Source organism: Polyangium spumosum (genome assembly GCF_009649845.1).
Taxonomy (GTDB): domain Bacteria; phylum Myxococcota_A; class Polyangia; order Polyangiales; family Polyangiaceae; genus Polyangium; species Polyangium spumosum.
Window position 1 is genome coordinate 518275 of the sequence record NZ_WJIE01000004.1, and the last position, 20943, is coordinate 539217.

Consider the following 20943-nt stretch of genomic DNA (forward strand, 5'->3'; position numbering starts at 1 on the left):
CATGCCGCAAGCGAACGCGCGCCCGAGGCGAACGTGGACCGTGCTTTTCGTGGCGACCCTCGCCGCGTGTAGCCGCGGCTCTGCGCCGTCGGAGGTGACCTCGCCGGCGGGGGGTTCGTCGGCGGTGAACGAGGCGGGCGCGGCGACGGCGAGCGCGCCGCCCGCGAGGAGCCCGCGGCTCGACGATCCGCGGTGGCAGCGGGCGATGGGCGAGGATCCGGCGGGCCTCGCGGCGCTCGCGGATGCGCTCGGCGCCACGGGGCTCGTGGAGGCGCTCGGGGACGGCGGGGTGATCCAGCGGACGGCGCTGCTCGCATTGCCGCTCGCGGACGACGCGGATCTCGCGCTGGGGCCGCTCGGCGGGCGGGCGCTCGTGACGACGGGTGAGGAGCGCGCGGCCGTGCTCGAGGCCCTGCTCGGCGTGGCGGGTCGGCCTGCGGACGCGCGCGAGATGCTGGATCCGGAGGGCGCCGGGGAGGCCGCTGCGGCCGTGCTCTCGATCGCGAACGACGCCTCGCTCCCGCGCGAGCACCGGGCCCTCGCGGTCTCCGCGGCGCGGGCGCTCGCCGAGAAGAAGCTCCTCGACCCGGCGAAGATCCCCGCCGAGCTCGATCCTCCGTAGAGCCGAGAGCCTGGAAGACCCGGAGCGCCAGCGTTTGGCGCGCCGATCCGGCTTCCCATTTCGATCGGCGAGCACATTTCTGGCATCGCGGCGCCCGATGACGGCGCTCGAAGCGCTTGAATGGATCCCGCGCGCCGGGTGAAGCTCGGTCCATGGGAAACGGAACGACCATTCCCCGTGGGGTCCGGCGTGGGGTCGGGGTGGGTGGATTCGCGGCGGCGCTGCTCGCCTCGTCGAGCGTGTTTGCCGCGACGTACCAGGTGGGTCCGGGCAAACCGCATGCGAGCTTGAAATCGGTGGCGTCGCTGCTCCAGCCGGGCGACGTGGTGGAGGTCTCCGGGGATGCCACGTATGCGGGCGACGTGAAGCTCACGAAGTCCGGCACGGCGTCGAAGAAGATCACGATCCGGGGCGTGCGGGTGAACGGGAAGCGCCCCTTGCTCTCCGGGGGGACGAACACGCTCGAGGTGGGGGCCGACCATTACGTGATCGAGGGCTTCGAGGTGGTGGGGGGCAGCTCGCGCTGCGTGTTCCACCGCGGGCACGACGTCACGATCCGGGACACGGCGGTCCACGATTGCCCCTCGCACGGCATCCTCGGCGCGATGGACGGGTCGGGATCGCTGACGCTCGAGTACGTCGAGGTCTACAAGGCGGGCAAGGGCACGACGCGCCACCCCATTTACATGGACACGGACGAGCACACGCACCCCGGCGCGGTGTTCCGGATGCAGCATTGTTTCGTGCACGACGGCCTCGGCGGCCACGCGGTGAAGAGCCGCGCCGAGCGGAACGAGATCTATTACAACTGGATCGAGGGCGCGTATTACCGGGAGCTCGAGCTCGTGGCGCCGGACGGCGAGGCCGAGGACGTCGCGCGCGAGGACGGCGACATCGTGGGGAACGTCTTCCGCAAGACGGGGACGTTTTACACGGTGCGCATCGGCAGCGACGCGACGGGAGGCTCGACGAACGGTCGATATCGATTCGTCAACAACACGTTCCTCCTGGCCCAGGGATCGAAGCCGGTGGTGGAGATCTTCTGGGGCATCGAGAGCATCGAGATGCACAACAACACGTTTTACCGGGTCGGGGGTGGCGCGCTTTCGATCCTGCAGCTCACGGACGTGGAGTGGGCGGCGGGCAAGGTGGTGATCGGGGGCGAAAAGAACTGGGTGCCGCAGGGGAGCTCGGTGCCGTCGCAATGGCAGGGGACGATCCAGGGCGCGGATCCGAAGTTCGCCAACCTGGCGTCGTTTGATCTGCGGCCGGCGGAGGGCAGCCCCCTGCGCGACGTCGGCGCCGCGGCCCCGCCGAGCCCCCCGGGATATCCGTTCCCGTCGCCGCTCGTGACGCCGCTGTTCGAGCCGCCGGCGAAGACGATCGTGGCGAACGCCGGGCAGCTCGGGCGGGTCGCGGCGGGGCCGATCGACATCGGCGCGTACGAGGGCGCAGGGCTCGGGGCGGCCGAGGAGCCGGCGGCGGAGCCCGAAGCGAACCCGGAGCCGGACATGGAGCCGGAAGCAGAGGTGGAGCCGGAGGCGGCAGCGGAGCCGGAAGCGGAAGCGACGGCGGGAGCGGACGCGGACGCGGACGCGGCTGCCGGGGGCCTCATGTGCGCGGCGGGGCCGGGGCGAACGGCGGGGGCGGCTTGGGTCGGGGGGCTCCTTCTGGCGACGGCGATCGCTCGGAGGCGGCGGCGGTAGCTCCTTTCGGCCCGATTTGCGTTACCGTGACGCCCCCGTGACCACTCCCTACGCGAGCGAAGCGTTCCTCCACCAGATCCTCGGCAAGGCGCAGGCGGCCCAGGCGAGCGACATCCACCTCCGCGTGGGGCAGCCGCCGGGGGCGCGGGTGGCGGGGGACATCGTCTACTTCCGCGCCGAACCGCTGCAGCCCGAGGACACCGAGGCCGTCGCGCGGCTCGTCCTCGCCCGGCGCCCCAAGATCCTCGCGACCCTCGGCTCGCTGCGCGAGGTCGACGTCTCCTACGAGATCGAGGGCCTCGGCCGCTTCCGCGTGCACGTCTACCTCCAGCGCGGGACGGTCGCCCTCGTCCTGCGGGTGATCCCCTCGCAGATCCCCTCGTTCGACGCGCTCGGCGTGCCACCCGCCGCGCGCGCCCTCGCCGACGAGGGCCGCGGGCTCGTGCTCGTCGTGGGCGCCGCGGGCCAGGGCAAGACCACCACGCTCGCCTCGATGCTCGCGCACATCGTGCAGACGTACCCGAAGCACGTCGTCACCCTCGAGGATCCCGTCGAGTTCGTGCACGGCGAGGGCCGCGCGACCGTGAGTCAGCGCGAGGTCGGCAGCGACACGGAGTCGTTCGCGTCGGGCGCACACGCGGCGCTGCGGCAAGATCCGAACGTGCTGCTCGTCGGCGAGATCCGCGACGCGGCGACGATGGAGGTCGTGCTGCAAGCGGCCGAGGCGGGCCACCTCGTGCTCTCGTCGCTCCCCACGCCGGACGTGGGCCGCACGATCGGCCGTCTGCTCTCGATGAGCCCGCAGCCCGAGGAGACACGCGAGCGGCTGCGCGCGTGCCTGCGAGGCATCGTCGCGCAGCGCCTCTCGCCGCGCCCCGAGGGAGGCGGGCTCGTGCTCGTGTCGGAGGTGCTCGTCGGTGACGAGCTCCGAGCCTCGCTCTAACCCGCGCGGCGATACGGCATCGGCGGGAACAGGTCCTTCATCGCGGCGGGCAGCTCCGAGCGGACGTCCTCGATCTCGCCTGCGGACACGCTGTCGGCGATGACCTCGCACGTCGCGTAGAGCACGTCCGTCGCGGCCTCGGGCGAGAGCTTGAGGGCGCGGCGCAGCTCGGCCTCGATCGTGTCGGGCGTGATGTCCTTGTTCGAGCCGCCGAGCGTCGCGTCGAGCTGCGGGACGAGCTTCGACGGGAGCTGCGCGAGCAGGTGCTGCGCCTCGTCCTCGGTGAGGCGGCTGCAGAGGTTGCCGAGCACGATCAAGAGCGCGCGCTCGGCCTGCTCGCGCTTGGGCAGGCCCGTCTGGCGCATGCAGGCGTGCAGCAGGCGGCCGTAGGTGTTCTCCGCGCGCGCGGCGCGCCTTTGCCGCGCACGTTCTCCGCCGCGGCTCAGCGTGACGCTCGCCGGGCTCGTCGCGCCGGCCGGCTTGAAGCGGGCGGCGACCTCGAGCTGCGCGGTGATGATCGAGCGGGCGGTGTCGGGGTCGATCGCTCGTTCGATGAGCAGATCGTCGAGCGTGACGATGCCGACGGGCCTGCCTGCTTCGAGCACGGGGACGCGTCGGCAGGCGTGCTCGCGCATGAGCCGCACGACATCTTCGACCGTGTCGTCGATGTCCACGGGCGTGACCTCGTCGCTCATGACGTCGCGCAGGGGCGTGGTGCGCGGGTCGAGGCCGGCGGCCACGACGTCGAGGGCGAGGTCGCGGTCGGTGGCGATGCCGACGAGCCTCTGGTCCTCGACGACCAGGACGGCGCCGACGTGGTTGTCGGCCATGGCGCGGGCGGCCTCGTAGGTGGTGGAGCGGGGGTGGAGGACGATCAACCGGGGGCGGCGGTACCGATCGAGGGACATGTGGCACTCCTCTGCGTTTTGCCCGGAGAACGTGCCAGATCGGTGCCAGTCCTCGGGGCGCGGCGAGGGAGCGGTTCGGGCTATGGCTTTTCGCGCGGGCCTTTGTCGGCTACACCGGCCGGCCATGACCGAGGTCTTCCCCATCCGCCACGACTGGACCGTGGACGAGGTCGTCGCGATCCACGACTTGCCGCTCTTTGTTCTGATGGACCGTGCGCGAGGTGTGCACCGGGCGCACCACGTCGATGGGGAGGTGCAGCTCTGCACGCTGCTCAGCGTGAAGACGGGCGGCTGCCCCGAGGACTGCGCGTACTGCCCGCAGTCGTCGCACCACGAGACGAGCACGAGCCCCGAGAAGATGCTCGACGTCGACGGGGTGCTCGAGGCGGCCGACCGCGCGAAGGCCGCGGGCTCGACGCGCTTCTGCATGGGCGCGGCGTGGCGCGAGGTGAAGGACGGCCCGGCGTTCGACCGCGTGCTCGCGATGGTGCGCGGCGTGAAGGAGCGTGGCCTCGAGGCGTGCGTGACGCTCGGCATGGTGAACGAGGAGCAAGCGAAGAAGCTCAAGGAAGCGGGCCTCGACGCGTACAACCACAACCTCGACACGTCGCGCGAGCACTACCGTTCGATCATCTCGACGCGCACCTACGACGAGCGCCTCGTGACGCTGCGCAACGTGCGCAAGGCGGGGATCACGGTCTGCTCGGGCGGCATCATCGGGATGGGCGAGACGGTGCGTGATCGCGCGGCGATGCTGGTGGAGCTCGCGCGCCTCCAGCCGCACCCGGAGAGCGTGCCGGTGAACGCGCTCGTGCGTGTTCCTGGCACGCCGCTCGAGAGCCTCCCGCCGCTCGACCCGGTGGAGTTCATCCGGATGATCGCGACGGCGCGGATCGTGTTCCCGAAGAGCATGGTGCGCCTGTCGGCGGGCCGGACGGACCTCACGCGCGAGGCGCAGATGATGTGCCTGTACGTGGGAGCGAACTCGATCTTCTACGGCGACAAGCTGCTCACGACGCCGAACCCGGACGCGAACGAGGACACGGCGCTGATCCGGGACGCGGGGTTGTCGGCGAGGAAGCCGTCGGTCGCGGTGGAGGCGGCGGCGGAGGAGTGAGCACGAAACGCAAAGGAGAAATCGTGCCGATCACGGGCGGTTGCTTCTGCGGAAAGGTCCGATACCAGATCGAAGCCCCGCTCGGGCCAGGGCGCTGCTGCCACTGCTCGCGATGCAGGAAAGCATTCAGCGGCGCGGGGTCCGCTTATGCCGAGGTCGTGCCAGGTTCTTTCTCGTGGCTCAGCGGCGAGGAGAATCTCACCTTCCATGAGACGACCCCCGGATGGGGGCTCTGCTTCTGCCGGACCTGCGGGAGCACGTTGTGCGGCACGGCCGGGGAGAAGGTGCACGGCGTGACGCTCGGCAGCGTCGATGGAGATCCGGGCGTCCAGATCGAGATGCATATCTTCGTCGATTCGAGGGCGCCCTGGGATCACATCGGGGGAGATGCCCCCCGGTACGCGGAGTTTCCTTCGTAGGAGCCGTCGAGCCATCCTGCCGGGCACCACCCCCGAATGTCGAGCGGCATTCGGGAGCTGGAGCGATGATGCTTCAAACCTGCGCGAATCCCCGCACGTCGTCGGCCTTGGCCGTCGCGAGCCGCCCGAGCTCTCCGCGGAGCACCACCTCTTGCGCCGGGATCGGATAACCGAGCTTCCCGATCTCCGCGTAGACGGCGAGGTTCGCGGCGGTGAGCGCCCAGGGATATTTCCTGCTGTCGACGTAGGAGTGCGCGACCAGCGTCGGGCCGGCGGCGCTCACGCCCGTCATCTCGATGAACGGCGGCGGGTCGCTGACCGCGTGGTCCGCCTTCGGCAGCTTCTCCTCCAGGATCTTGATGACCTTGTGCACGTCGGCGCCGTGGGGGAGCTGGACCTTGATGTCCAGGCGCGCGACCGGGTTCTCCGTGTGGTTCGTGATGATCTCGGTGAAGATCTTGTTGTTGCCGATGAAGACGCGCTCATTGGCGAAGGTATCGATCGCCGTCACGAAGAGGCCGATCGAGTGCACGATCCCCATCGTCCCGCAGATGGTGACCACGTCGCCGGCCTTGAAGGGGCGCAGCATGATCATGAACACGCCCGCGGCCAGGTTGGCGAGCAGGCCCGACCAGGCGAGGCCGATGGCGACCCCGGCCGCCGCCAGGATCCCGGCGAAGGTGAAGGTCTGGACGCCGAAGACGCCGAGGACCGTGACGATGAGGAGGATGTTGAGCAGGACGCTCGCGACCGAATGCAGGTAGCGCGCGAGCGTATCGTCGATCTTGCGCACCTTCGTCGCTTGATCGAGCAAGCGAAGGACGCCGCGTATCAGCACCCGGCCCACGATCCACAGGACGATGGCCCCGAGGATCTTGGTGCCAATGTCGAGGCCGAGCTGGAGGCCGATTTCCGTATATTTCTTGACGATATCGTTCATTGCGTGAAACTCTGTTGATCGTTGAATCGATGGTCTGTGGAGTACCCGGGATACGCACGGCAGCCGTGCGATCACCCGCGCGTGGCGATGAAGGGGAGCTCGCGGAACCTCTGCTTGAGGTCCAGCCCATACCCGAAGACGAAGTCGTCGGACTCCAGCGTGAAGCCTCGGTAGGCAATGCGGAGCGCCGGGGTGGTATGCCTGGGCCTGTGGAGCAGCGTGCAGACCTCCACGCTGAGCGGCTCTCGCAGCGCCAGGTTCTCCCGCAAATAGGTCGTCGTCATCCCCGTGTCCACGATGTCCTCGACGAGCAGCACGTGCTTTCCGCTGATCGGGAAGGCCAGATCCGCGGTCGTCCGGAGGACGCCTCCAGAGCTCCCATCGCTTCCATACGGCTGCAATCCCATGAAGCCGCAATGCAGCGTGATGGGCGCCAGGTCGAGCTCGGCCTGGGCGAGCTGGATCTGGCGGAGCAGGTCGCCGAAGAACATGAACCCGCCATTGAGGACACCCACGGTCACCAGCTCCTTGCCCGCGAAGTCCCGCGCGACGTCGCGCGCCAGCTCGGCGACGCGCGCGCGGATCTGCTCGGCGGTGAAGACGATGCGCGCGTGCCCGCCGACCTGCTCGTCCAGCCACGAGCGGATGTCGTGGCCCATCTGGGCATTCTTGGTCTGGATGTATTTCTCATTGTGCGGATTGGCCGTCGCGGGCATGGGGCGACGGCCCACGACCCGGATGCCGCTCTCCGACAAGCCGGAGATCTTCACCGGGTTGTTCGTCAGGAGAGACACCGAGCGCACCCTCAGTTGCTCGAGCATCTTGCCCGCCACCGAGAAGTCACGCAGATCGTCCGCGAATCCGAGCGCGCGGTTGGCTGCGAACGTGTCGAGCCCCTCCTGCTGAAGGGCATAGGCTCGAATCTTGTTGCCCAGCCCGATGCCGCGCCCCTCCTGCCTCAGTTAAAGCACGATCCCGCGGCCTGTCTTGGCGATCGTGGTCAGCGCCGCGTCGAGCTGCTCGCGGCAATCACACTTCAAGGAGTGCAGCGCCTCGCCGGTCCAGCACTCCGAATGGATACGCACGAGGACATCCTCGCCCTCCCGAACGTCGCCGACGACGAGCGCGATGTGCTCGTCCAGCGGCGCGTGATGCTGGGAAGCCCGATCGTCACGGAATACGATGACACGGACGTTCCCGTACTCGGTGGGCACCATGGCTTGGGAGAAAACCGAGATCCCTCCGGTCGTCGGAGCCTCGGTGCTCGCGCGCCGCGGCGCTTCAACTTCCATGGTCATGAGCGCAATCCTGTTCGTTGTCGGGAGGCGATGTTCCGGTGGCAGCCCAGGGGACGAGCGGAGTCACGGCAGGACTCTCAGCTGGCAAGGCACCCATACCACCGGCTGTATGCGACCACCATCGGCAACATGTGTACCAGTGACGGAAACGCGGCCCCAGGAGATGCATGCAGACAGAAAGCGCCGCGAAGAGAGCGGTCGCCAGGATCAGCGCCGGGCGGCATTGATGCTCGGAGTCCTCAGTGAAGCTCGCAGGCTGTAGCCTGGCGACCTCACGGATACCGACGACCTGCAATCCACCACCCGATTGACGTGGACGTGTGGGCGTGATATCGCGTCGCCCCTCATGTTACCCGGACTTCGCGACAAAGTCGCCATCGTCACTGGACATCGCAGCGGTATCGGCACGGCTGTGGCCGCGTTGCTGGAGGAGCACGGCGCGCGTGTGCACGGCTTCGACCTCCCCGACGTCGACCTGCGGGATCTCTGCGCCATCGACGCGCACGTGCAGCGCGTCGCCGCGCGCGAGGGGCGGATCGACATCCTCGTCAACAATGCCGGCGTCACGCACCTCGGCAACCTCGTGGACACCTCGCTCGAGGCGGTCGACGACGTGCTCACCGTGAACCTCAAGGCGCCCTTCCTGCTCATGCAATCCGTGATTCCGATCATGTTGCGCAGCGGCGGCGGAGCGATCGTCAACAACGCGAGTGATCAGGCCTTCATCGGCAAGCGCGACAGCGCGATTTATGGCGCGTCCAAGGCGGCGCTCGCGCAGCTCACGAAGAGCGCGGCGCTCGACTGGGGCCCCCGCGGCATTCGCGTCAACTGCGTCGCGCCGGGCAGCACCGATACCCCGATGCTGCGCCAGGTCCTCTCCGTGCTCTCCGCGCGCATGAACGTGCAGAGCGACGACGTCTACAAGGCCGCCGTCCCGCTCGGCCGCTTCGCCGAGCCGCGCGAGATCGCCTGGGCCATCACGTTCCTCGCCTCGGACGCGGCCTCTTTCATGACGGGCGTCGTCATGCCCGTCGACGGCGGCGGGGTGGCGCAATGAGCGCGCGTGTCGCCCTCGTCACGGGCGCGTCGAGGGGCATCGGCGAGGCCATCGCCCAGCGATTCCACGAGGGAGGCTTCTCCGTCGCGGCCCTCGCGCGATCCCGCGTGGAATCACCCCACGTGGCGGAGAGCTACGTCTGCGACGTCAGCGACGCGGGCGCGGTCGCGCAGACCGTACGCGCCGTCCTCGCGCGTTTCGGCCGCATCGACGTGCTGGTGAACAACGCGGGGCTCGCCGGGGCCAACTCGCTCGATCCCGCGGACGACGACGCGTTCTGGCACCAGGTCCTCGCGGTCAACCTGAATGGCACCTATTACCTGTGCAAGCACGTGCTCCCCCACCTGCCCGACGGCGCGGGGCGGATCGTCAACATCGCCTCGGTGCTGGGCCTCAAGGGCGTGCCGGATCAAACCGCGTACGTCGCGGCCAAGCACGGCGTCGTCGGCTTCACGCGGGCCCTCGCGCTGCACGCCGCTCCGCGCCGCATCACCGTCAATGCGATTTGCCCGGGCTGGACACGCACGGAGATGGCCGAGGGCCGGATGCGCGAGCTCGGTATGGACGAGGCGGCGCTCGCGAAGGGCGTGCCCCTGGGCCGCATGATCGAGCCGCGCGAGGTGGCCGACCTGGCCTTCCATCTGGCGGGGGAAGCCTCCGCGGGCATCACGGGGCAGGCCATCGTGATCGACGGGGGAGCCCTCCTTTAGGGAGGTGCGTCGTCGGCCATGAACAGCGAACAGCATGACCTCCCCGCCTACCTCTTTCGCCGGCAACGAATGGCGTTTCAGGTCGGTTATCGGCTCAATGTCTACATCCTGCCCTTCGAGGACGATCCCGCCCAGCGCTGGCTGCTCGGGTCCGAGGGGGCGGAGGTGGAGCTCGACGGGCGCGTCCGTGTCCAGCATTGCTTCGTCACGCGTTATGGAGATGTCGATCCGAGGGTCCGGGAAGAAACGGGGCTGAGGGGCGAGGGGGTGAGCTCGTTCGAGCGCGTGTTCCAGCGATACTGGGCGCAGGAGTACCCGGACCGCCCTCTCTCGGACGACACGCGCCTCTTCGTCTTGATGACGGCATGACGCGCCTGTCACACTCCGCGCCTCCGCTCCGATAACGGGCCAACATGAAGCCGATCGTCGCCTCCCTCCTGGGATCCTTCGCCCTCACCGCGTCCGCGTTTTGCGCCTGCAAGCCCGCGCCGGCAGAATCGCCGGGCGAGCTCCCGGGGGCGCTCGTGGCCCGGCTGCGGGCCGAGCTGCCGGAGCACCACGCCGCCTGTGACGTCGCGTTATCGGGCCCGTGCGCCGTGCGTGGTGATCTCGACGGCGACGGCGCAATCGACGACGTGGTGCTCGTGCGCAGCCGCGCCGGCGCCGGTGGCATTGCCATCCTCTGGGGGACGGGCGCCGCGGAGCTGCTCGGCGGAGGTCGACGGGGGCAATGGTGGACGAGGACGGAGGTGCCCGACCTCGGGGGCAGGCCGGACGCGCCGCCGCGCCCGACGGAGATCGACGCCGATTTCGGCTGGCTCGCGCGCTGGGAGCTGCGACCTCGAGCGCTTCGTGACGGCCTCCCCGTGCTCGTCGGGCGGATCGGCCCGCGGATCGTCGAATCGCCGGCGCCAGGCGCCCTCGGCGACGGTCTCCTGCTCGACGGCGGCGACGCCGCGGCCGTCCTCTACCGCACCCGCGGCGGATGGACGTTGATGCACCTCGGCTTTTAGCCCGAACCGAAGAACCGCGATAACGAGCGAAGCCACGTCCCCCGCCGGCGGACGGCCTCCGAGGCATACCCGTTGCAATGACCGTGGTCCCTGCGGGGCTCGCCCTCTTGCGAGCCCCCGAAACACGTCTGCGCCCCACCCACGAGGGACAACAACATGCTTGCAAGGACCAACCTTTTCTTTGTCTGCGCCATTGCCACCGCTTCCGCGTTGTTGCTTGGCTGCGGAGCCGGCGACCCTCCTCGATCCGACGGCGCCGGTGGGAGCGGCGGAGACGGCGCCGGCGGCGCGGGTGGCGCCGGTGGCGCGGGTGGCACAGGTGGCACAGGGGGAATGGGCGGCTCCACGCCCGGCTGGGCGCTGCCCGCGTGTGAATCGGTGAGCGGCACGTCCGCCGTCACCTTCACGCTCGATGAAGGGAAAAACCTCGCAATGACCGCGGGGGAGCTCCAGGGGATCGGGTACACCTACGGGCTCGCGGCGCTCGATACGCCGAACACGTTGCTCGCCGAGCACAAGGGCGAGCTCCTGCGCTCCGAGGACGCCGGCTGCACCTGGAGCGTCGTGGGCGCGCTCGCGGGCAGCATCTTCAGGATCACGGCCGCGAAGGGGGGCCTCGCGTATGCGTGGGCCGAGAACGGGGCGGGGTTTTATCGGATCGATGAAAACGGCCCCCAGGCCTTCACCACGCCCGCGCCGAACATCATTGGCCTCGGCGTCGATCCGGCCGACGGCAAGCACCTGCGCATCGGCGACGCGAGCGGCAGCCTGCACGAATCCCACGACGGCGGCGAGACCTGGTCGAAGCAGGGCACCCCGCCCGCCTCGGGCAGCGTCATCGGTTATCGATTCGCCTTCGATCCCGCGAACCTCGACCACGTGCTCTGGGGCGAGAGCGTGAACGGCGGCGCCGTCAGCTTCGACGGCGGCGCGACGTGGCAGAAGAGCGCGGGCCTCGGCGCGAACGGCGCGAACCTCTTCTCGATCGCCGTGTCCCCCGCGGCGAGCGACGTCGTCTGGGCCGAGGCGCTCGAAATGGGCCCGGACATCCGCCACATCCACCGATCGAAGGACGGCGGCAAGACGTTCGAGGTGGTGGTCACGGAGTCTGCGGAGGTCGACCTCATCAATGGCACGTTGATCGTCCCGCACCCGACCGACGCGGCCGTGCTTTATTTCGTCTTCGGCACGGGGTACAACGATTACGGGACGGACCTCTTCCGGTACGACCATGGGACCGGCGTGGTCACGAAGACGCACAACGGCTACGACGGCGTATCGGCGATCGTCGCGTCGCCCGCGGACCCGAAGCTCTTGTATCTGGGGCTCACGGTCGAGAATGGGGGCGGCTAGGCCGCGGCGACGGGCCCGTCGCTAGAAACATTGCGGATCCGGGCGATCCCACTCGCCCCACATGTTGAACACCGTGTTCTTGCAGCGGGTCGGCGGCCCCCAGTCGAGGACGGGCGTCTGGGCGCAGGCGGCCTCCCAGTTCGCGCCGCGGGGAATGTTCCACAGGATCGCCGAGAATTGCCGGAACCCCGTCGACTTGCAGCCGTCGTCCTTCAACGCGCCCCAGTTCACCGCGTGGGCCTGCGAGGACACGAGGAAAACCAGGCCGAAGACGGCACCGACGAGCAATCGAAACATGACTCCTCCTTCAACGCCTCACGGGCGCCTTCGACAGACGATGGAGTCGGGCGCTCGGGACCACAAGCCTTCGATGGCTGCTTGTGCACCGACGCGTCGACACTACGTACATCCAAAGGCGGGAGGGAGGATGTATGGCGACGAATTCATCGACATTCGCAGCCTCGTCGGCGGCGCGGCTCGTGTTTCTCGGGGGCGTCCTGCTTTTCTCGTTGATGAGCGGATCGGCGTCCGCGGCGGCGTGCCGTGACCTCGACTCCGTCAAGCAGAGCGCCGACCCGTCGCGGAACACGGCGATGGGTGGACATCTCACGCAGCACATCCTCGGCATGCGGCCTCCGCCGGGGACGTCGCAGGTCGGAAAGACGCTGTTCTCGGAGAGGGGCAAGTTCGAGCTTGCCTGGAGAGTCTACATGAACACCGTCACGAACCCGAGGACCTGCTCGGGCCGCGGGGTCATTCAGGTCTTCGACCTCGGCTTTCCGATCGACGCCTTCTCGTGCAGGAGGGCGGACGGCAATGGGCAATGCACGGACTGGGCCTCGTACCACGCGACCCAGGTCAGCGTCGCCTTCCTCTTCGTGAACGGGTCCTGGATCTTGAATACGGCGTTCCCGATGCCGATCGATTGATCTCTGTCACCGATTCCGGTGCATGACCACGCCGACCTTGCCGAGCTGCGCCTCCCACCCCGTGTTCATCAGCACCATGTAGCCGAGCTGCTGCGCCGCTCCGGTGAACGCCTTCATGTCCTCGATGTCGCGGATCCCGTACGTGAAGCACTTGCCTTTCCTGTCCGGCAAGAATCCGATGAGGGGGAGGTCGACATCCTTGACGTAAGGCCGCCCCGTCTCGTCGCTGTGATGGCACATGTTCCGGAGGGGCAGCCCCGTCATCGCGCCGATGACCGAGTTCAATAGCTGCGCGATCAGGAACACGCGGTTCGTGATATTGCCGAGCTGCGGATGCTCGTTCGCGAGGATGCCCGTGTTGCTCGACGCGCCCGCGAACCTGTTGTCCTCGTGGATCGGATCGAAGTCGCGGATCATCGGCCAGACCGTGAAGAGATCGTAATCGCCCGTGATGACCGAATAGGGCGAGCGGGGGTTGTCGGCGTAGGGGTTGATCATCCCCATGACGTGCTCGTACCGCTGGCCGAAATCGCGGCTGTACTGGTGAGGTCGGCCGAGCGTCTCCTGCCTCAGCCCGCCTCGGGTGTACGTGGTGGTGTCGAGGCAGAGGGCCCACATCGGCTTGCGCGCGCCGGGCGGGATGTGGTGGTGGTTCTTGATGAGCGCATAATGAATGGGCTCGATGCCGTTGAAATGATACGTGCCGAGCACCAGGTCGATGCCCTTGAGCGTCGGCGCGTGCCGCGGGACGCCGAGCTGGCCGTGCGCGCGCAGCCACTGGATCCGCTCGTCCGAGATGTAGATGGGGCCGGTGTTGGCCTTCCACTGGCGGTCGTGCGCGACGTTCTTGTTCGCGAAGGACTCCATGTGCTCATTCGCGTTGGATTTCGCGCCGTCGAGCCCCTTCTTGTTGAAGCGCGGGTCGAGGCAGACGAACCCCGCCATCGGCCCCCACGTGCAGGACTTCGCGTGGATCCGATACCCCTTCGTCTGGTACCCCTCCTCGATGAGCTGCGTACACGCCTCGCCCACGGCGCGGCTCATGATCACGCACCGCTCCTGGACGGCGACGCGCTCGAAGGCGGGCCCGTGGGAATGAGGAAAACCAACGAGATCGAGCGCAGCTCGGTCGGCGGGTAGGTTCAGTCGCATGATCGGATCACGGTAGAAGAATGTCGATGCGCTTGTCCAGTCGCGCGGGTGACCTCGTGCCCGGACGCGGTGGCTTCGCCTCACCTCTCGGGAGGCTCGTCACCCCCGAGGTCGAGGTGCGGAGCTCGGCGCTCCCCGAGACGATGTCTCCGACCGTCCCCTCACGGCTCCCCACCTTCACGAGCCCATCGATGGAGCGCCGCCGGTGTGGGCGGCGTGGATCAACGGCCTCGTTGCGCGTCCCGCCCCCGGCCGACGTGAGCGTGCTTCATTTCGTCTTCGGCACCGGGTACAACGAGTAGGAGACGGACCTTTTCCGGTACGACCACGGGGGCGGTTGACCCCTGAACCATGAGCGCGATTCCTGACCACCTCCTCCCCATGTCTCGCCGCGTCCGCGCCGCGTCCGTGCAGGACCCTCCCGCCCCGTGGAAGCGACGTGGGGTGCACGCCGTCGGAGGCCTCACCGATGTGGGCTTCGGCCGCGGGTCGGATCTCCTGCTCGTCGTCTCGACCAGCGGCCGCGGGGTCATTGATTGCACCGGTGGATTGCGTGTTGCTCGCGACCCATCCGTCCCGGGGCCTGGCGAGGACGACTGGCAGGATACGTTCGAGCTCGAAGTGGAGGGCATTGGCCCGCTCGCCGGGCAGAGGGTGCGTACGGCCGGCCTCTTCGGGGGAGGGCTCGCGCGCTGCACGCGAGACGGCTGGACGGTCGAGCGTCTCGCTCTCGACTGGCCCGAGGCGTCGCTCCTGCTCCTGCCTCCCGGGGCTTGGATCTACGAGACGCGCCCGGGTCGGTCCGCGGAGTTCACGAAGGTGGCCGTCGAGAGCGAGGTTCGTGCCTGGGGATTTTCACCGACGGGAAGGAGCCTGGTGATTGCGACGAGCAGTGACGTGACGGTGTTTGGCCGGTAGTGTCACGCGGGAGCGCGCGTCAGCTCATGCAGGAGCAGGCCGGGGAACTCATTGGGCAGATGGACAGGAGCAGGTCCACGGCAGCCGTGTTTTGGGTCTGCTCGCTTTGGAGTCGGGAGAATACAAGATGGTCGATATCTTTCACGGCGACGATGCCAAGACACATCGAGCCTTTCAGGCTTGGAGACGTACCAACGTCGATGGGTTTTACATGACGGAAGCCCCGCCGGGGACGTTCACGATTCACTACGCGCAAGACAGGCGAGAGAATCCCGAAGGGCGAGGCTGCTGGCACCAGGGGGGCAGCGACAATGACTATCGGGCCGACAAGAACGGCTGTTACACCACCGCTCGGAAGGTCTGCTCCAGGAGGCTCGCCGAGTTGATCGCTTGGGCGAAGCAATACGGTCTCGAGACCAAAAATTGCGGACATTGTGACACCAAGAAGTTCCCCTTCCGAAATGCTCATGCGGTGTCCAATGATGGCCCGCAGCAGACCGCAACGGGCGACACGCACCCCAAGCCTCACGTTTTGCAGATCCAGCTCGTGGCCAGCCTCGCTGACATCGCTCCGAAGGACCACCACCTCGTCATGGACCTGGTCGAGGCTGCCGGTGTGGACGTAAGTGATTGGGCGAACTACAAGGGTGGGGCGGACAAGGCGGCCGCAAATCCGAAATATTGCTATCAATGGTCGTTCGTCGAGCCCCGCAAGGTCGTCGTCCTCAACTTGTGGCATGGTTTGCTGCAGGAGCGGGACGGAGTCATCTCCCAGGAGTTCAACATGCGACAAGAGGCACGACGGTACCGGCGGGCCGGTACGATCCCAAAACCGGTCAATGCACGCTCACCCGCGCTGTCGTGCCGGTTCGGTTTGCTGATCAGTTTTCGAGTGGGGAGGAGTCAAATCGACCGGCAGAGCGACGCCTCGTCTCCGGTGAGGTGTTTCTTCGTAACCCCGCAGTGCGGCAGCGCGTCCTCATGCGAGCTCAGGGAAAATGCGAGTGGTGCGGTGAACCTGGCTTCGCGATGGCAGACGGCCGAGTATTCCTCGAGACGCATCATGTGATACCACTGGCCGCTGGTGGACCCGATACGATCGCAAATGTCGTCGCACTCTGTCCCAATCATCACCGCGAAGCGCACCACGGGGCGAAGCGGCAAGAGATGAGCGACAAGTTGCTCGCGCGCCTTTCGACATTCGGTGCCTCATGAAGAGACGCGCCTTGCGGCTCGTCGTCGACGGATGCCTGCATTCGCGAAGCATCATGAACGAGCGGCGATAACCAACCACGCAGAGATCGAGCGGCCCCGGCCCACGCCCGATGCCCTCCACCACCACGACACCCCCACCTCACCCCTCGGACCCGAGTCTCACAGCCCCGTCCCCGCCTCTCGCCCCCGTGACCTCGTCTCCTGACGCGTCGCCCTCATCTCCTGGGGACACGTCGCGTCACCTCCGGCGATCGCCGCGTAGCTCTCCGGACACGCCTGCGTCCTTTCCCGCGGAGTCCTCGTCTCTCGACGCATCTCCCACGCCTCTCCGCCCCGCGCCCTCGACCCTCCGGAGGCTCGGCCTCGTGTCTCCGGAGACTCGACCTCCTCTCTCCGGACCTCGCCCCCAGCCCCCGCATCCACGTCCCCGACACTTTCTTGCTCGACCTCCATCCTTGAAGACACGGACTCGTCCAACCCACGCGCTGCAATCATGCGGCTCGACTGTACAGCCCCATACCCCCCGACTCGGGGAGGAGTCTTCCGATGTCCGATCCCAAGCATCCCAAGCCGTATGATCAGATCTTCGACCTCTCGGATCTGCAGCTCGTCGACATCACGCCGGAGCACATCAGCCACTTGACCAAGCTCCGTGACGGGCACGACGTCGCTGTCGAGACCCTGCTCTTCGCGTCGCCTCTCGCGCTCAAGCGCGCGGGGATTCATCCCGACGAGGCCCAGGAGCTCGCCGCGCTCTGGGCCGATGCCCAGCGTATCGACGAGGTCCTCCCCGCCGCCGAGAAGCTCGTCGAGCTCCTCCGCGAGACGCGCCTCGTGCGTGGCCACGAGATCGCCATCCGCCTCGGTGAAATGGTGCAGCAGATCCGCCGCCGCGCCGATCGATCCCCCGACGGCGCCGAGATCCTGGCGCCGTTCGAGAAGGTCATCGCTTACCAGTCCGCGCCCGCCCTCAAGGCCGCCGCGACCAAGGAGAAGATGCGCGCCAAGGAAGAAGCCCCCGGCGCGCCCGCGCCCTCGGACGGCTGAGCTTTAGAGGGTGTTTCACAGGCGCCGCGCAGCAGCCTGTGGAACACCCTCTCAGAGCTTTGGCCAGCTCAGCTTCCACAGGTCGTCGAAGAACGTGCTCGAGCCGCCGTCGGAGGAGGACCCGCCGTGGAGGAAGAGCTCGAAGGCCGCCTTCGTCTCGCGCACGAAGGCGACGCCCCCCACGCGCGCTGGGGGAATCGCGGCGGCGGGATCGAGGGTGATCTCGGTCCACTGGTTCGCCGCCGTCGAGTAGAACCAGAGATCATTCGAAACCCCGTCGAACCCGCCCCCGCCGAAGACGACGATCCCGCCGCGCGTGGTGTCGAAGAAGGCGACGGGGTTGTCGCGGGGTGACGGCAGCGCTCCCACCGGCTGGAGCCGGGTCCAGGTAAACGTGTCGAGGCTGAGCGACCAGAGGTCATTCTCGTAGTTGGTCGGACCAAAGAGCTCCCCGGGCGGCGTGTCCGGCCCCTGGGCCGCACCGAGGCGGTAGCCGCCGAAGATCAATAACGAATGGGTGTCCGGATCGTAGACACCCGCGGGCCAGGCCCGCGGTGCGGGCTTTTCGCCGTGGGTCGGGACGATTTGCCAGCCCGCCTCCCCGTCGTAGACGGCGAGGTCGTCGCGAAGGCCGCCGGGCGTCGTGGCGAACCGCGGCAACGTATTGCCCACGCCGCCGAACGCATAAAACGTCTTCTTCTTCGGGTGGCCGACCACCGGCACCGCCACGACCGCGGCGGACGAGCGGCGCATGGCGAAGGGATCTCCCTGCTCCTGCTGCGGGGCCAGCTTCCATTTGCGACTCTTCGTGTGGTAGGTCCACATCTCGGGGAACATGTGATCCGAGCCGGTCCGGAACCGGCCCCGGCCGCCGACGATGCTCACGCAATTGCCGCAGGGGCCAGGGATCATCAGCGTGTCGGCCCGCGGGGCGGGCGTGTCGGCCGCCCCGAGGTTCGTCCACGTCATCGTGGAGAGGTCGAGGGCGTAGAAGTCGTTCACCGTGAAATCGGTCGGGAACTGGCTGATCTGCCCGCCGAAGCGGTAGACGATATCGGGATCGTTGGTGCGCGCGAACGAGACGCCGGCCTCCCATAACGCGGTCGGGAGGTCACCATGCTGCGGGACGGCCTCCCATTGCGGAGCCGCGGTGAGCCCCACGGAGGTTATCGCCGAAAGTGCCTCCGGCGACGACGCCTCGGGGATCGTGGGGTCTTGCGCGCCGCAGGCGGCCACCATGAGGCTCGCTGCGAGGCCGGCGCAAAGGTGGCGCATGGATGTACGAGGCGGATGGGAAAGATGGGTCATCGATGGATCTCCTCACTGCGCCTTCATGACCTTGACCGGCCGACCATCTCCATCGACCTTGCTCTCCCCGGCCGGCGCGGCCTTGGGCTGGTTGCCCGCGTTGATCGTGAATGACTGCACCTTGGCCTGCTCTCGGCCGCTGAAGGTGCCGCTGACGCGTATCGCGAGGTTGCTCGTGGTCGTCGGGGCGTCGTAGAGGACGGACACCTCGAGGGATTGCCCTTTCCTCACGGACGAGGCCGAGACCGGAGTCGCTCCTCCGGTGAGCTTCAGCCCGTCCACGCCCCAGACCTCGATGGTGACATTCGAGCCGTCTGCCCCGAAGACGACATCCAGATCGGCCGCGCCTGGCTTCAGCGTCGCGGTCACGTCGACGGGGGCGGAGGGCTTCGCCGTGGGCTCGGACGGGCCTGGCTTTTCAGCCGCGACCGCGCTTGGCGCCGCGGCCTCGGGCTCGAGCGCGGCCGCCTCGGGAGAGCCGCCCGCGCTCGCCGGAGGAGCCGGAGGCCGCGTCGCGTCGGTCCCGCACGCCGCTGCCGCGAGAAGGACGACCATCCCCACGATATCGATGTATTTCATTGTCGACTCCTCTTTCAGTGCGAGATGGTGATGTCGGCCGAGTACGACACGGGCATGGTGTTGTACCCGCGCACGGTGAGCACGTAGATCGTCCCTGCCTCCGAATTGAACGTGAGGCTCTCTTCCCCGCTCGGGTTCTCGTCGGACGTGACGAGGACGCCGGCGTCGTACAGCGCCAGATCGACGTTGCTCGGGCTGGTGGAGGTGACGGTGATGGGCATCCCGTCGCCTTCGATCTGGTAGTAGACGTTCTGGCAGAGCCGATTGGATTCGACGTCGCCGGTCAGATCCACGGTGTAGGTATTGCCGACGACGCCCTGCTTGTAGACCGGCAGGCTCCCGGTGAAGCCGCCGGAGTGCGTCTCGTTCGTCCCCCACTCGTCCTCGATGGGGTCGATGCCGAAATCGGCGCTCGCGTTGTAGAACGACGTGAGCGCGTCGATGTCCGGCGCGGCTCCCGGGTTGCTCTCCTTGAGCGAGGCCACGAACGAGAAGAGCGTCGTGAACGAAGCCCTCTGCTTCTGGATCTGGAGCGCGTCGTAGATGCCACCGATGCCCACGCCGACCTGGTCGAAGGGCTCGTCCGGCCCGTCGTAGAGATCATAAACGATCCCCTCGACCGTCCTCTCCGAGAACCAGCCCGGGTTCGACTCGACATCTTTGTGGTTCACCTCGACGTCATTCGAGAATCCGCTCGCCTGCCCGGGCCCGGAGCTGTCGGTGTACGTCGTGTCCGGATCGAGGACGATCGCGCTCAAGCCGGTGCAGAGCCCTTCGCTCCAGGCGAGCCGCGGGTCCTCGATGTCGCTGGCGCCGTGGGTGCCTCCGATGGTGTCCGCGCGGCCGGTCGTCTGGTCGAACCAGTGTCCCCACTCGTGGACGATGATGTGTGAGTCGAACTCGTCGGTGTCCACGTCCGCCTTGCCGAGGATGTAGAGCTCCTCGCCGTCGAAATGGGAGGTGCCGACCTGGCCCATGGCCTTGTCGCCGTCCTCGGGGCGATTGTCGATGCTCCAGTTGAACTTGAGCGGAGGGAGCTCCGGGGGCGGGGAGACCTCGTCGAGGAAGCGCCTCGCCGCCGTGTAGGCCGTATCGAGCACGGCGAAGGGCGCGGCGGCGCGGGTCTTCGTGTACGCGGCCCCGTCCCAGCCCGTGGCGGCGAGGACGTCGAGCTTCGTGTCCTCGCCGCTGTCGGCCGTGGCGCTCTCCATCACGTAGATCTCGTCTCCGGACGTATTGTCCTCGACGGTCAACGAGGGGACCTCCGTCTGGGCGTAGACCCAGAGCTTCACCTTGGCGGCCCCCATGTAGTCGAAGCTGTAGGCGCCCTCGTCGTCGGAGGTCGTCTTCGCGATCTCGGCGTCGGTGTCGGCGTCGATCAGGCGGACCGAGGCCCCGCGGATCGGGCGCTTCTCGATGTTGCCATAATCGAGCTTCTCGAGGTCGACGTCGAAGGGCACGTATTCGTACGACAGCGACCCCGAGAGGCGAAATCCGGTGTCCTGACCGCCGGCTCCGCCGCTTCCCGAGGAAGAGCTACTACTACTGCTGCTGCTGCTGCTATTGCTGCTGCTGCTGCCATTGTCGTCGTCGCAGCCGGCGACGAGCCCGAGGGCGAGCGCCGACACGAGGAAAGGGAGGGTCCTGCGGAGAACGAGCAAGCGTGTGTAGATCATGAAGCATCCTTCGACCGGACTGTCTGGACGCGC

Annotated in this window: 24 protein-coding genes and 1 pseudogene; 16 read left to right on the forward strand and 9 right to left on the reverse strand. The window is 67.8% G+C overall.

The annotated features are described in order from the left end of the window. Position 1: 1 nt before the first annotated feature. From GF068_RS16020 to GF068_RS16030, 3 genes are all read left to right on the forward strand, one after another. A complete protein-coding gene (locus tag GF068_RS16020) occupies positions 2-622 on the forward strand; it encodes a thiamine biosynthesis protein (protein WP_240806937.1) in 621 nt (206 codons plus the stop codon). A gap of 152 nt (positions 623-774) precedes the next feature. Next, entirely contained in the window at positions 775-2328 is a 1554-nt protein-coding gene (locus tag GF068_RS16025; protein ID WP_153820242.1) for a right-handed parallel beta-helix repeat-containing protein, read from the forward strand. Positions 2329-2365: 37 nt separating this feature from the next. Then, the gene (locus GF068_RS16030) at positions 2366-3271 is read left to right on the forward strand and encodes an ATPase, T2SS/T4P/T4SS family (RefSeq protein ID WP_170319509.1); all 906 of its coding nucleotides are present in this window, start codon (positions 2366-2368) and stop codon (positions 3269-3271) included. Here the strand turns inward: GF068_RS16030 and GF068_RS16035 are convergent. After that, positions 3268-4179 (reverse strand): CBS domain-containing protein, encoded by a 912-nt coding sequence (locus GF068_RS16035; protein WP_153820244.1) that lies wholly within the window; start codon positions 4177-4179, stop codon positions 3268-3270. The two genes, GF068_RS16030 and GF068_RS16035, sit on opposite strands and share 4 nt — an antisense overlap. Positions 4180-4303: 124 nt before the next feature. Between GF068_RS16035 and bioB the strand changes: the two genes are divergently transcribed. Together bioB and GF068_RS45105 are read left to right on the forward strand one after the other, a co-directional pair. Beyond that, positions 4304-5296 carry a biotin synthase BioB gene (gene bioB, locus GF068_RS16040; RefSeq protein WP_153820245.1) on the forward strand — a complete coding sequence of 331 codons (993 nt, stop codon included), beginning with the start codon at positions 4304-4306 and terminating at the stop codon, positions 5294-5296. Further along, the gene (locus GF068_RS45105) at positions 5293-5715 is read left to right on the forward strand and encodes a GFA family protein (RefSeq protein ID WP_206079485.1); all 423 of its coding nucleotides are present in this window, start codon (positions 5293-5295) and stop codon (positions 5713-5715) included. The genes bioB and GF068_RS45105 overlap by 4 nt, the downstream gene beginning before the upstream one ends. Positions 5716-5788: 73 nt before the next feature. On the opposite strand, the gene GF068_RS16050 is transcribed toward GF068_RS45105, so the two are convergent. The 3 genes and pseudogenes from GF068_RS16050 to ribA all read right to left on the reverse strand — a co-directional run. Further along, positions 5789-6655: a mechanosensitive ion channel family protein gene (locus tag GF068_RS16050; protein ID WP_153820246.1), complete on the reverse strand. Its 867-nt coding sequence runs from the start codon at positions 6653-6655 to the stop codon at positions 5789-5791. Positions 6656-6726: 71 nt separating this feature from the next. Then, positions 6727-7371, reverse strand: coding sequence for a hypoxanthine phosphoribosyltransferase (gene hpt / locus GF068_RS43595; protein ID WP_338046433.1), 645 nt, complete (start codon positions 7369-7371; stop codon positions 6727-6729). Between the two features lie 12 nt (positions 7372-7383). Beyond that, positions 7384-7953, reverse strand: a pseudogene (gene ribA, locus GF068_RS44270) (GTP cyclohydrolase II); the annotation flags it as partial. Positions 7954-8299: 346 nt separating this feature from the next. Between ribA and GF068_RS16060 the strand changes: the two are divergent. The 5 genes from GF068_RS16060 (at position 8300) to GF068_RS43605 (ending at position 12086) form a co-directional block, all read left to right on the forward strand. After that, a complete protein-coding gene (locus GF068_RS16060; RefSeq protein ID WP_153820247.1) occupies positions 8300-9010 on the forward strand; it encodes an SDR family NAD(P)-dependent oxidoreductase in 711 nt (236 codons plus the stop codon). Further along, complete coding sequence (locus GF068_RS16065) at positions 9007-9720, forward strand: SDR family NAD(P)-dependent oxidoreductase (RefSeq protein ID WP_153820248.1); 714 nt, start codon at positions 9007-9009, stop codon at positions 9718-9720. Before GF068_RS16060 ends, GF068_RS16065 begins: the two co-directional genes overlap by 4 nt. A gap of 18 nt (positions 9721-9738) precedes the next feature. After that, the gene (locus tag GF068_RS16070) at positions 9739-10089 is read left to right on the forward strand and encodes a hypothetical protein (RefSeq protein WP_153820249.1); all 351 of its coding nucleotides are present in this window, start codon (positions 9739-9741) and stop codon (positions 10087-10089) included. Between the two features lie 44 nt (positions 10090-10133). Continuing rightward, positions 10134-10733, forward strand: a complete 600-nt coding sequence (locus tag GF068_RS16075; protein WP_153820250.1) for a hypothetical protein — start codon at positions 10134-10136, stop codon at positions 10731-10733. Positions 10734-11066: 333 nt separating this feature from the next. Beyond that, positions 11067-12086: a sialidase family protein gene (locus GF068_RS43605; RefSeq protein ID WP_170319477.1), complete on the forward strand. Its 1020-nt coding sequence runs from the start codon at positions 11067-11069 to the stop codon at positions 12084-12086. 21 nt (positions 12087-12107) lie between these two features. Here the strand turns inward: GF068_RS43605 and GF068_RS16085 are convergent, their stop codons facing one another. Further along, complete coding sequence (locus tag GF068_RS16085) at positions 12108-12383, reverse strand: hypothetical protein (protein ID WP_153820251.1); 276 nt, start codon at positions 12381-12383, stop codon at positions 12108-12110. Positions 12384-12517: 134 nt separating this feature from the next. On the opposite strand from GF068_RS16085, the gene GF068_RS16090 reads away from it, so the two are divergent. Beyond that, positions 12518-13015, forward strand: coding sequence for a hypothetical protein (locus tag GF068_RS16090; protein WP_153820252.1), 498 nt, complete (start codon positions 12518-12520; stop codon positions 13013-13015). A gap of 6 nt (positions 13016-13021) precedes the next feature. Here the strand turns inward: GF068_RS16090 and GF068_RS16095 are convergent, their stop codons facing one another. After that, complete coding sequence (locus GF068_RS16095) at positions 13022-14167, reverse strand: anthrax toxin-like adenylyl cyclase domain-containing protein (RefSeq protein ID WP_153820253.1); 1146 nt, start codon at positions 14165-14167, stop codon at positions 13022-13024. A gap of 26 nt (positions 14168-14193) precedes the next feature. On the opposite strand from GF068_RS16095, the gene GF068_RS16100 reads away from it, so the two are divergent. From GF068_RS16100 to GF068_RS16120, 5 genes are all read left to right on the forward strand, one after another. Further along, positions 14194-14469, forward strand: coding sequence for a hypothetical protein (locus tag GF068_RS16100; protein ID WP_153820254.1), 276 nt, complete (start codon positions 14194-14196; stop codon positions 14467-14469). 79 nt (positions 14470-14548) lie between these two features. Next, entirely contained in the window at positions 14549-15085 is a 537-nt protein-coding gene (locus tag GF068_RS16105; RefSeq protein ID WP_170319510.1) for a hypothetical protein, read from the forward strand. A gap of 127 nt (positions 15086-15212) precedes the next feature. Beyond that, positions 15213-16154: a hypothetical protein gene (locus GF068_RS43610; RefSeq protein WP_170319511.1), complete on the forward strand. Its 942-nt coding sequence runs from the start codon at positions 15213-15215 to the stop codon at positions 16152-16154. Beyond that, positions 16115-16300: an HNH endonuclease gene (locus tag GF068_RS47365; protein ID WP_170319512.1), complete on the forward strand. Its 186-nt coding sequence runs from the start codon at positions 16115-16117 to the stop codon at positions 16298-16300. The genes GF068_RS43610 and GF068_RS47365 overlap by 40 nt, the downstream gene beginning before the upstream one ends. Before the next feature lie 546 nt (positions 16301-16846). After that, entirely contained in the window at positions 16847-17347 is a 501-nt protein-coding gene (locus tag GF068_RS16120) for a hypothetical protein (protein ID WP_153820258.1), read from the forward strand. Between the two features lie 51 nt (positions 17348-17398). On the opposite strand, the gene GF068_RS16125 is transcribed toward GF068_RS16120, so the two are convergent. Genes GF068_RS16125 through GF068_RS16135 form a run of 3 tightly spaced genes read right to left on the reverse strand, consistent with a single transcriptional unit; the run spans position 17399 to position 20910 of the window. Beyond that, positions 17399-18622 carry a Kelch repeat-containing protein gene (locus tag GF068_RS16125; protein WP_153820259.1) on the reverse strand — a complete coding sequence of 408 codons (1224 nt, stop codon included), beginning with the start codon at positions 18620-18622 and terminating at the stop codon, positions 17399-17401. A gap of 45 nt (positions 18623-18667) precedes the next feature. Then, complete coding sequence (locus GF068_RS16130; protein WP_153820260.1) at positions 18668-19234, reverse strand: hypothetical protein; 567 nt, start codon at positions 19232-19234, stop codon at positions 18668-18670. Between the two features lie 14 nt (positions 19235-19248). Next, positions 19249-20910, reverse strand: a complete 1662-nt coding sequence (locus tag GF068_RS16135; protein WP_153820261.1) for a carboxypeptidase-like regulatory domain-containing protein — start codon at positions 20908-20910, stop codon at positions 19249-19251. Between the last annotated feature and the right edge of the window lie 33 nt (positions 20911-20943).

Coding starts and splice junctions, on each gene's coding strand:
- GF068_RS43610 (WP_170319511.1), top strand. CDS start 15,213: ATGGTCGATATCTTTCACGGCGACGATGCCAAGACACATCGAGCCTTT.
- GF068_RS16065 (WP_153820248.1), top strand. CDS start 9,007: ATGAGCGCGCGTGTCGCCCTCGTCACGGGCGCGTCGAGGGGCATCGGC.
- GF068_RS47365 (WP_170319512.1), top strand. CDS start 16,115: ATGGCAGACGGCCGAGTATTCCTCGAGACGCATCATGTGATACCACTG.
- GF068_RS16125 (WP_153820259.1), bottom strand. CDS start 18,622: ATGCGCCACCTTTGCGCCGGCCTCGCAGCGAGCCTCATGGTGGCCGCC.
- GF068_RS16050 (WP_153820246.1), bottom strand. CDS start 6,655: ATGAACGATATCGTCAAGAAATATACGGAAATCGGCCTCCAGCTCGGC.
- GF068_RS16025 (WP_153820242.1), top strand. CDS start 775: ATGGGAAACGGAACGACCATTCCCCGTGGGGTCCGGCGTGGGGTCGGG.
- bioB (WP_153820245.1), top strand. CDS start 4,304: ATGACCGAGGTCTTCCCCATCCGCCACGACTGGACCGTGGACGAGGTC.
- GF068_RS16095 (WP_153820253.1), bottom strand. CDS start 14,167: ATGCGACTGAACCTACCCGCCGACCGAGCTGCGCTCGATCTCGTTGGT.
- GF068_RS16020 (WP_240806937.1), top strand. CDS start 2: ATGCCGCAAGCGAACGCGCGCCCGAGGCGAACGTGGACCGTGCTTTTC.
- GF068_RS16035 (WP_153820244.1), bottom strand. CDS start 4,179: ATGTCCCTCGATCGGTACCGCCGCCCCCGGTTGATCGTCCTCCACCCC.
- GF068_RS16135 (WP_153820261.1), bottom strand. CDS start 20,910: ATGATCTACACACGCTTGCTCGTTCTCCGCAGGACCCTCCCTTTCCTC.
- GF068_RS16130 (WP_153820260.1), bottom strand. CDS start 19,234: ATGAAATACATCGATATCGTGGGGATGGTCGTCCTTCTCGCGGCAGCG.
- GF068_RS16085 (WP_153820251.1), bottom strand. CDS start 12,383: ATGTTTCGATTGCTCGTCGGTGCCGTCTTCGGCCTGGTTTTCCTCGTG.
- GF068_RS16105 (WP_170319510.1), top strand. CDS start 14,549: ATGTCTCGCCGCGTCCGCGCCGCGTCCGTGCAGGACCCTCCCGCCCCG.
- GF068_RS16070 (WP_153820249.1), top strand. CDS start 9,739: ATGAACAGCGAACAGCATGACCTCCCCGCCTACCTCTTTCGCCGGCAA.
- hpt (WP_338046433.1), bottom strand. CDS start 7,371: ATGCCCGCGACGGCCAATCCGCACAATGAGAAATACATCCAGACCAAG.
- GF068_RS16100 (WP_153820254.1), top strand. CDS start 14,194: ATGCGCTTGTCCAGTCGCGCGGGTGACCTCGTGCCCGGACGCGGTGGC.
- GF068_RS16090 (WP_153820252.1), top strand. CDS start 12,518: ATGGCGACGAATTCATCGACATTCGCAGCCTCGTCGGCGGCGCGGCTC.
- GF068_RS16075 (WP_153820250.1), top strand. CDS start 10,134: ATGAAGCCGATCGTCGCCTCCCTCCTGGGATCCTTCGCCCTCACCGCG.
- GF068_RS16120 (WP_153820258.1), top strand. CDS start 16,847: ATGTCCGATCCCAAGCATCCCAAGCCGTATGATCAGATCTTCGACCTC.
- GF068_RS16060 (WP_153820247.1), top strand. CDS start 8,300: ATGTTACCCGGACTTCGCGACAAAGTCGCCATCGTCACTGGACATCGC.
- GF068_RS43605 (WP_170319477.1), top strand. CDS start 11,067: ATGGGCGGCTCCACGCCCGGCTGGGCGCTGCCCGCGTGTGAATCGGTG.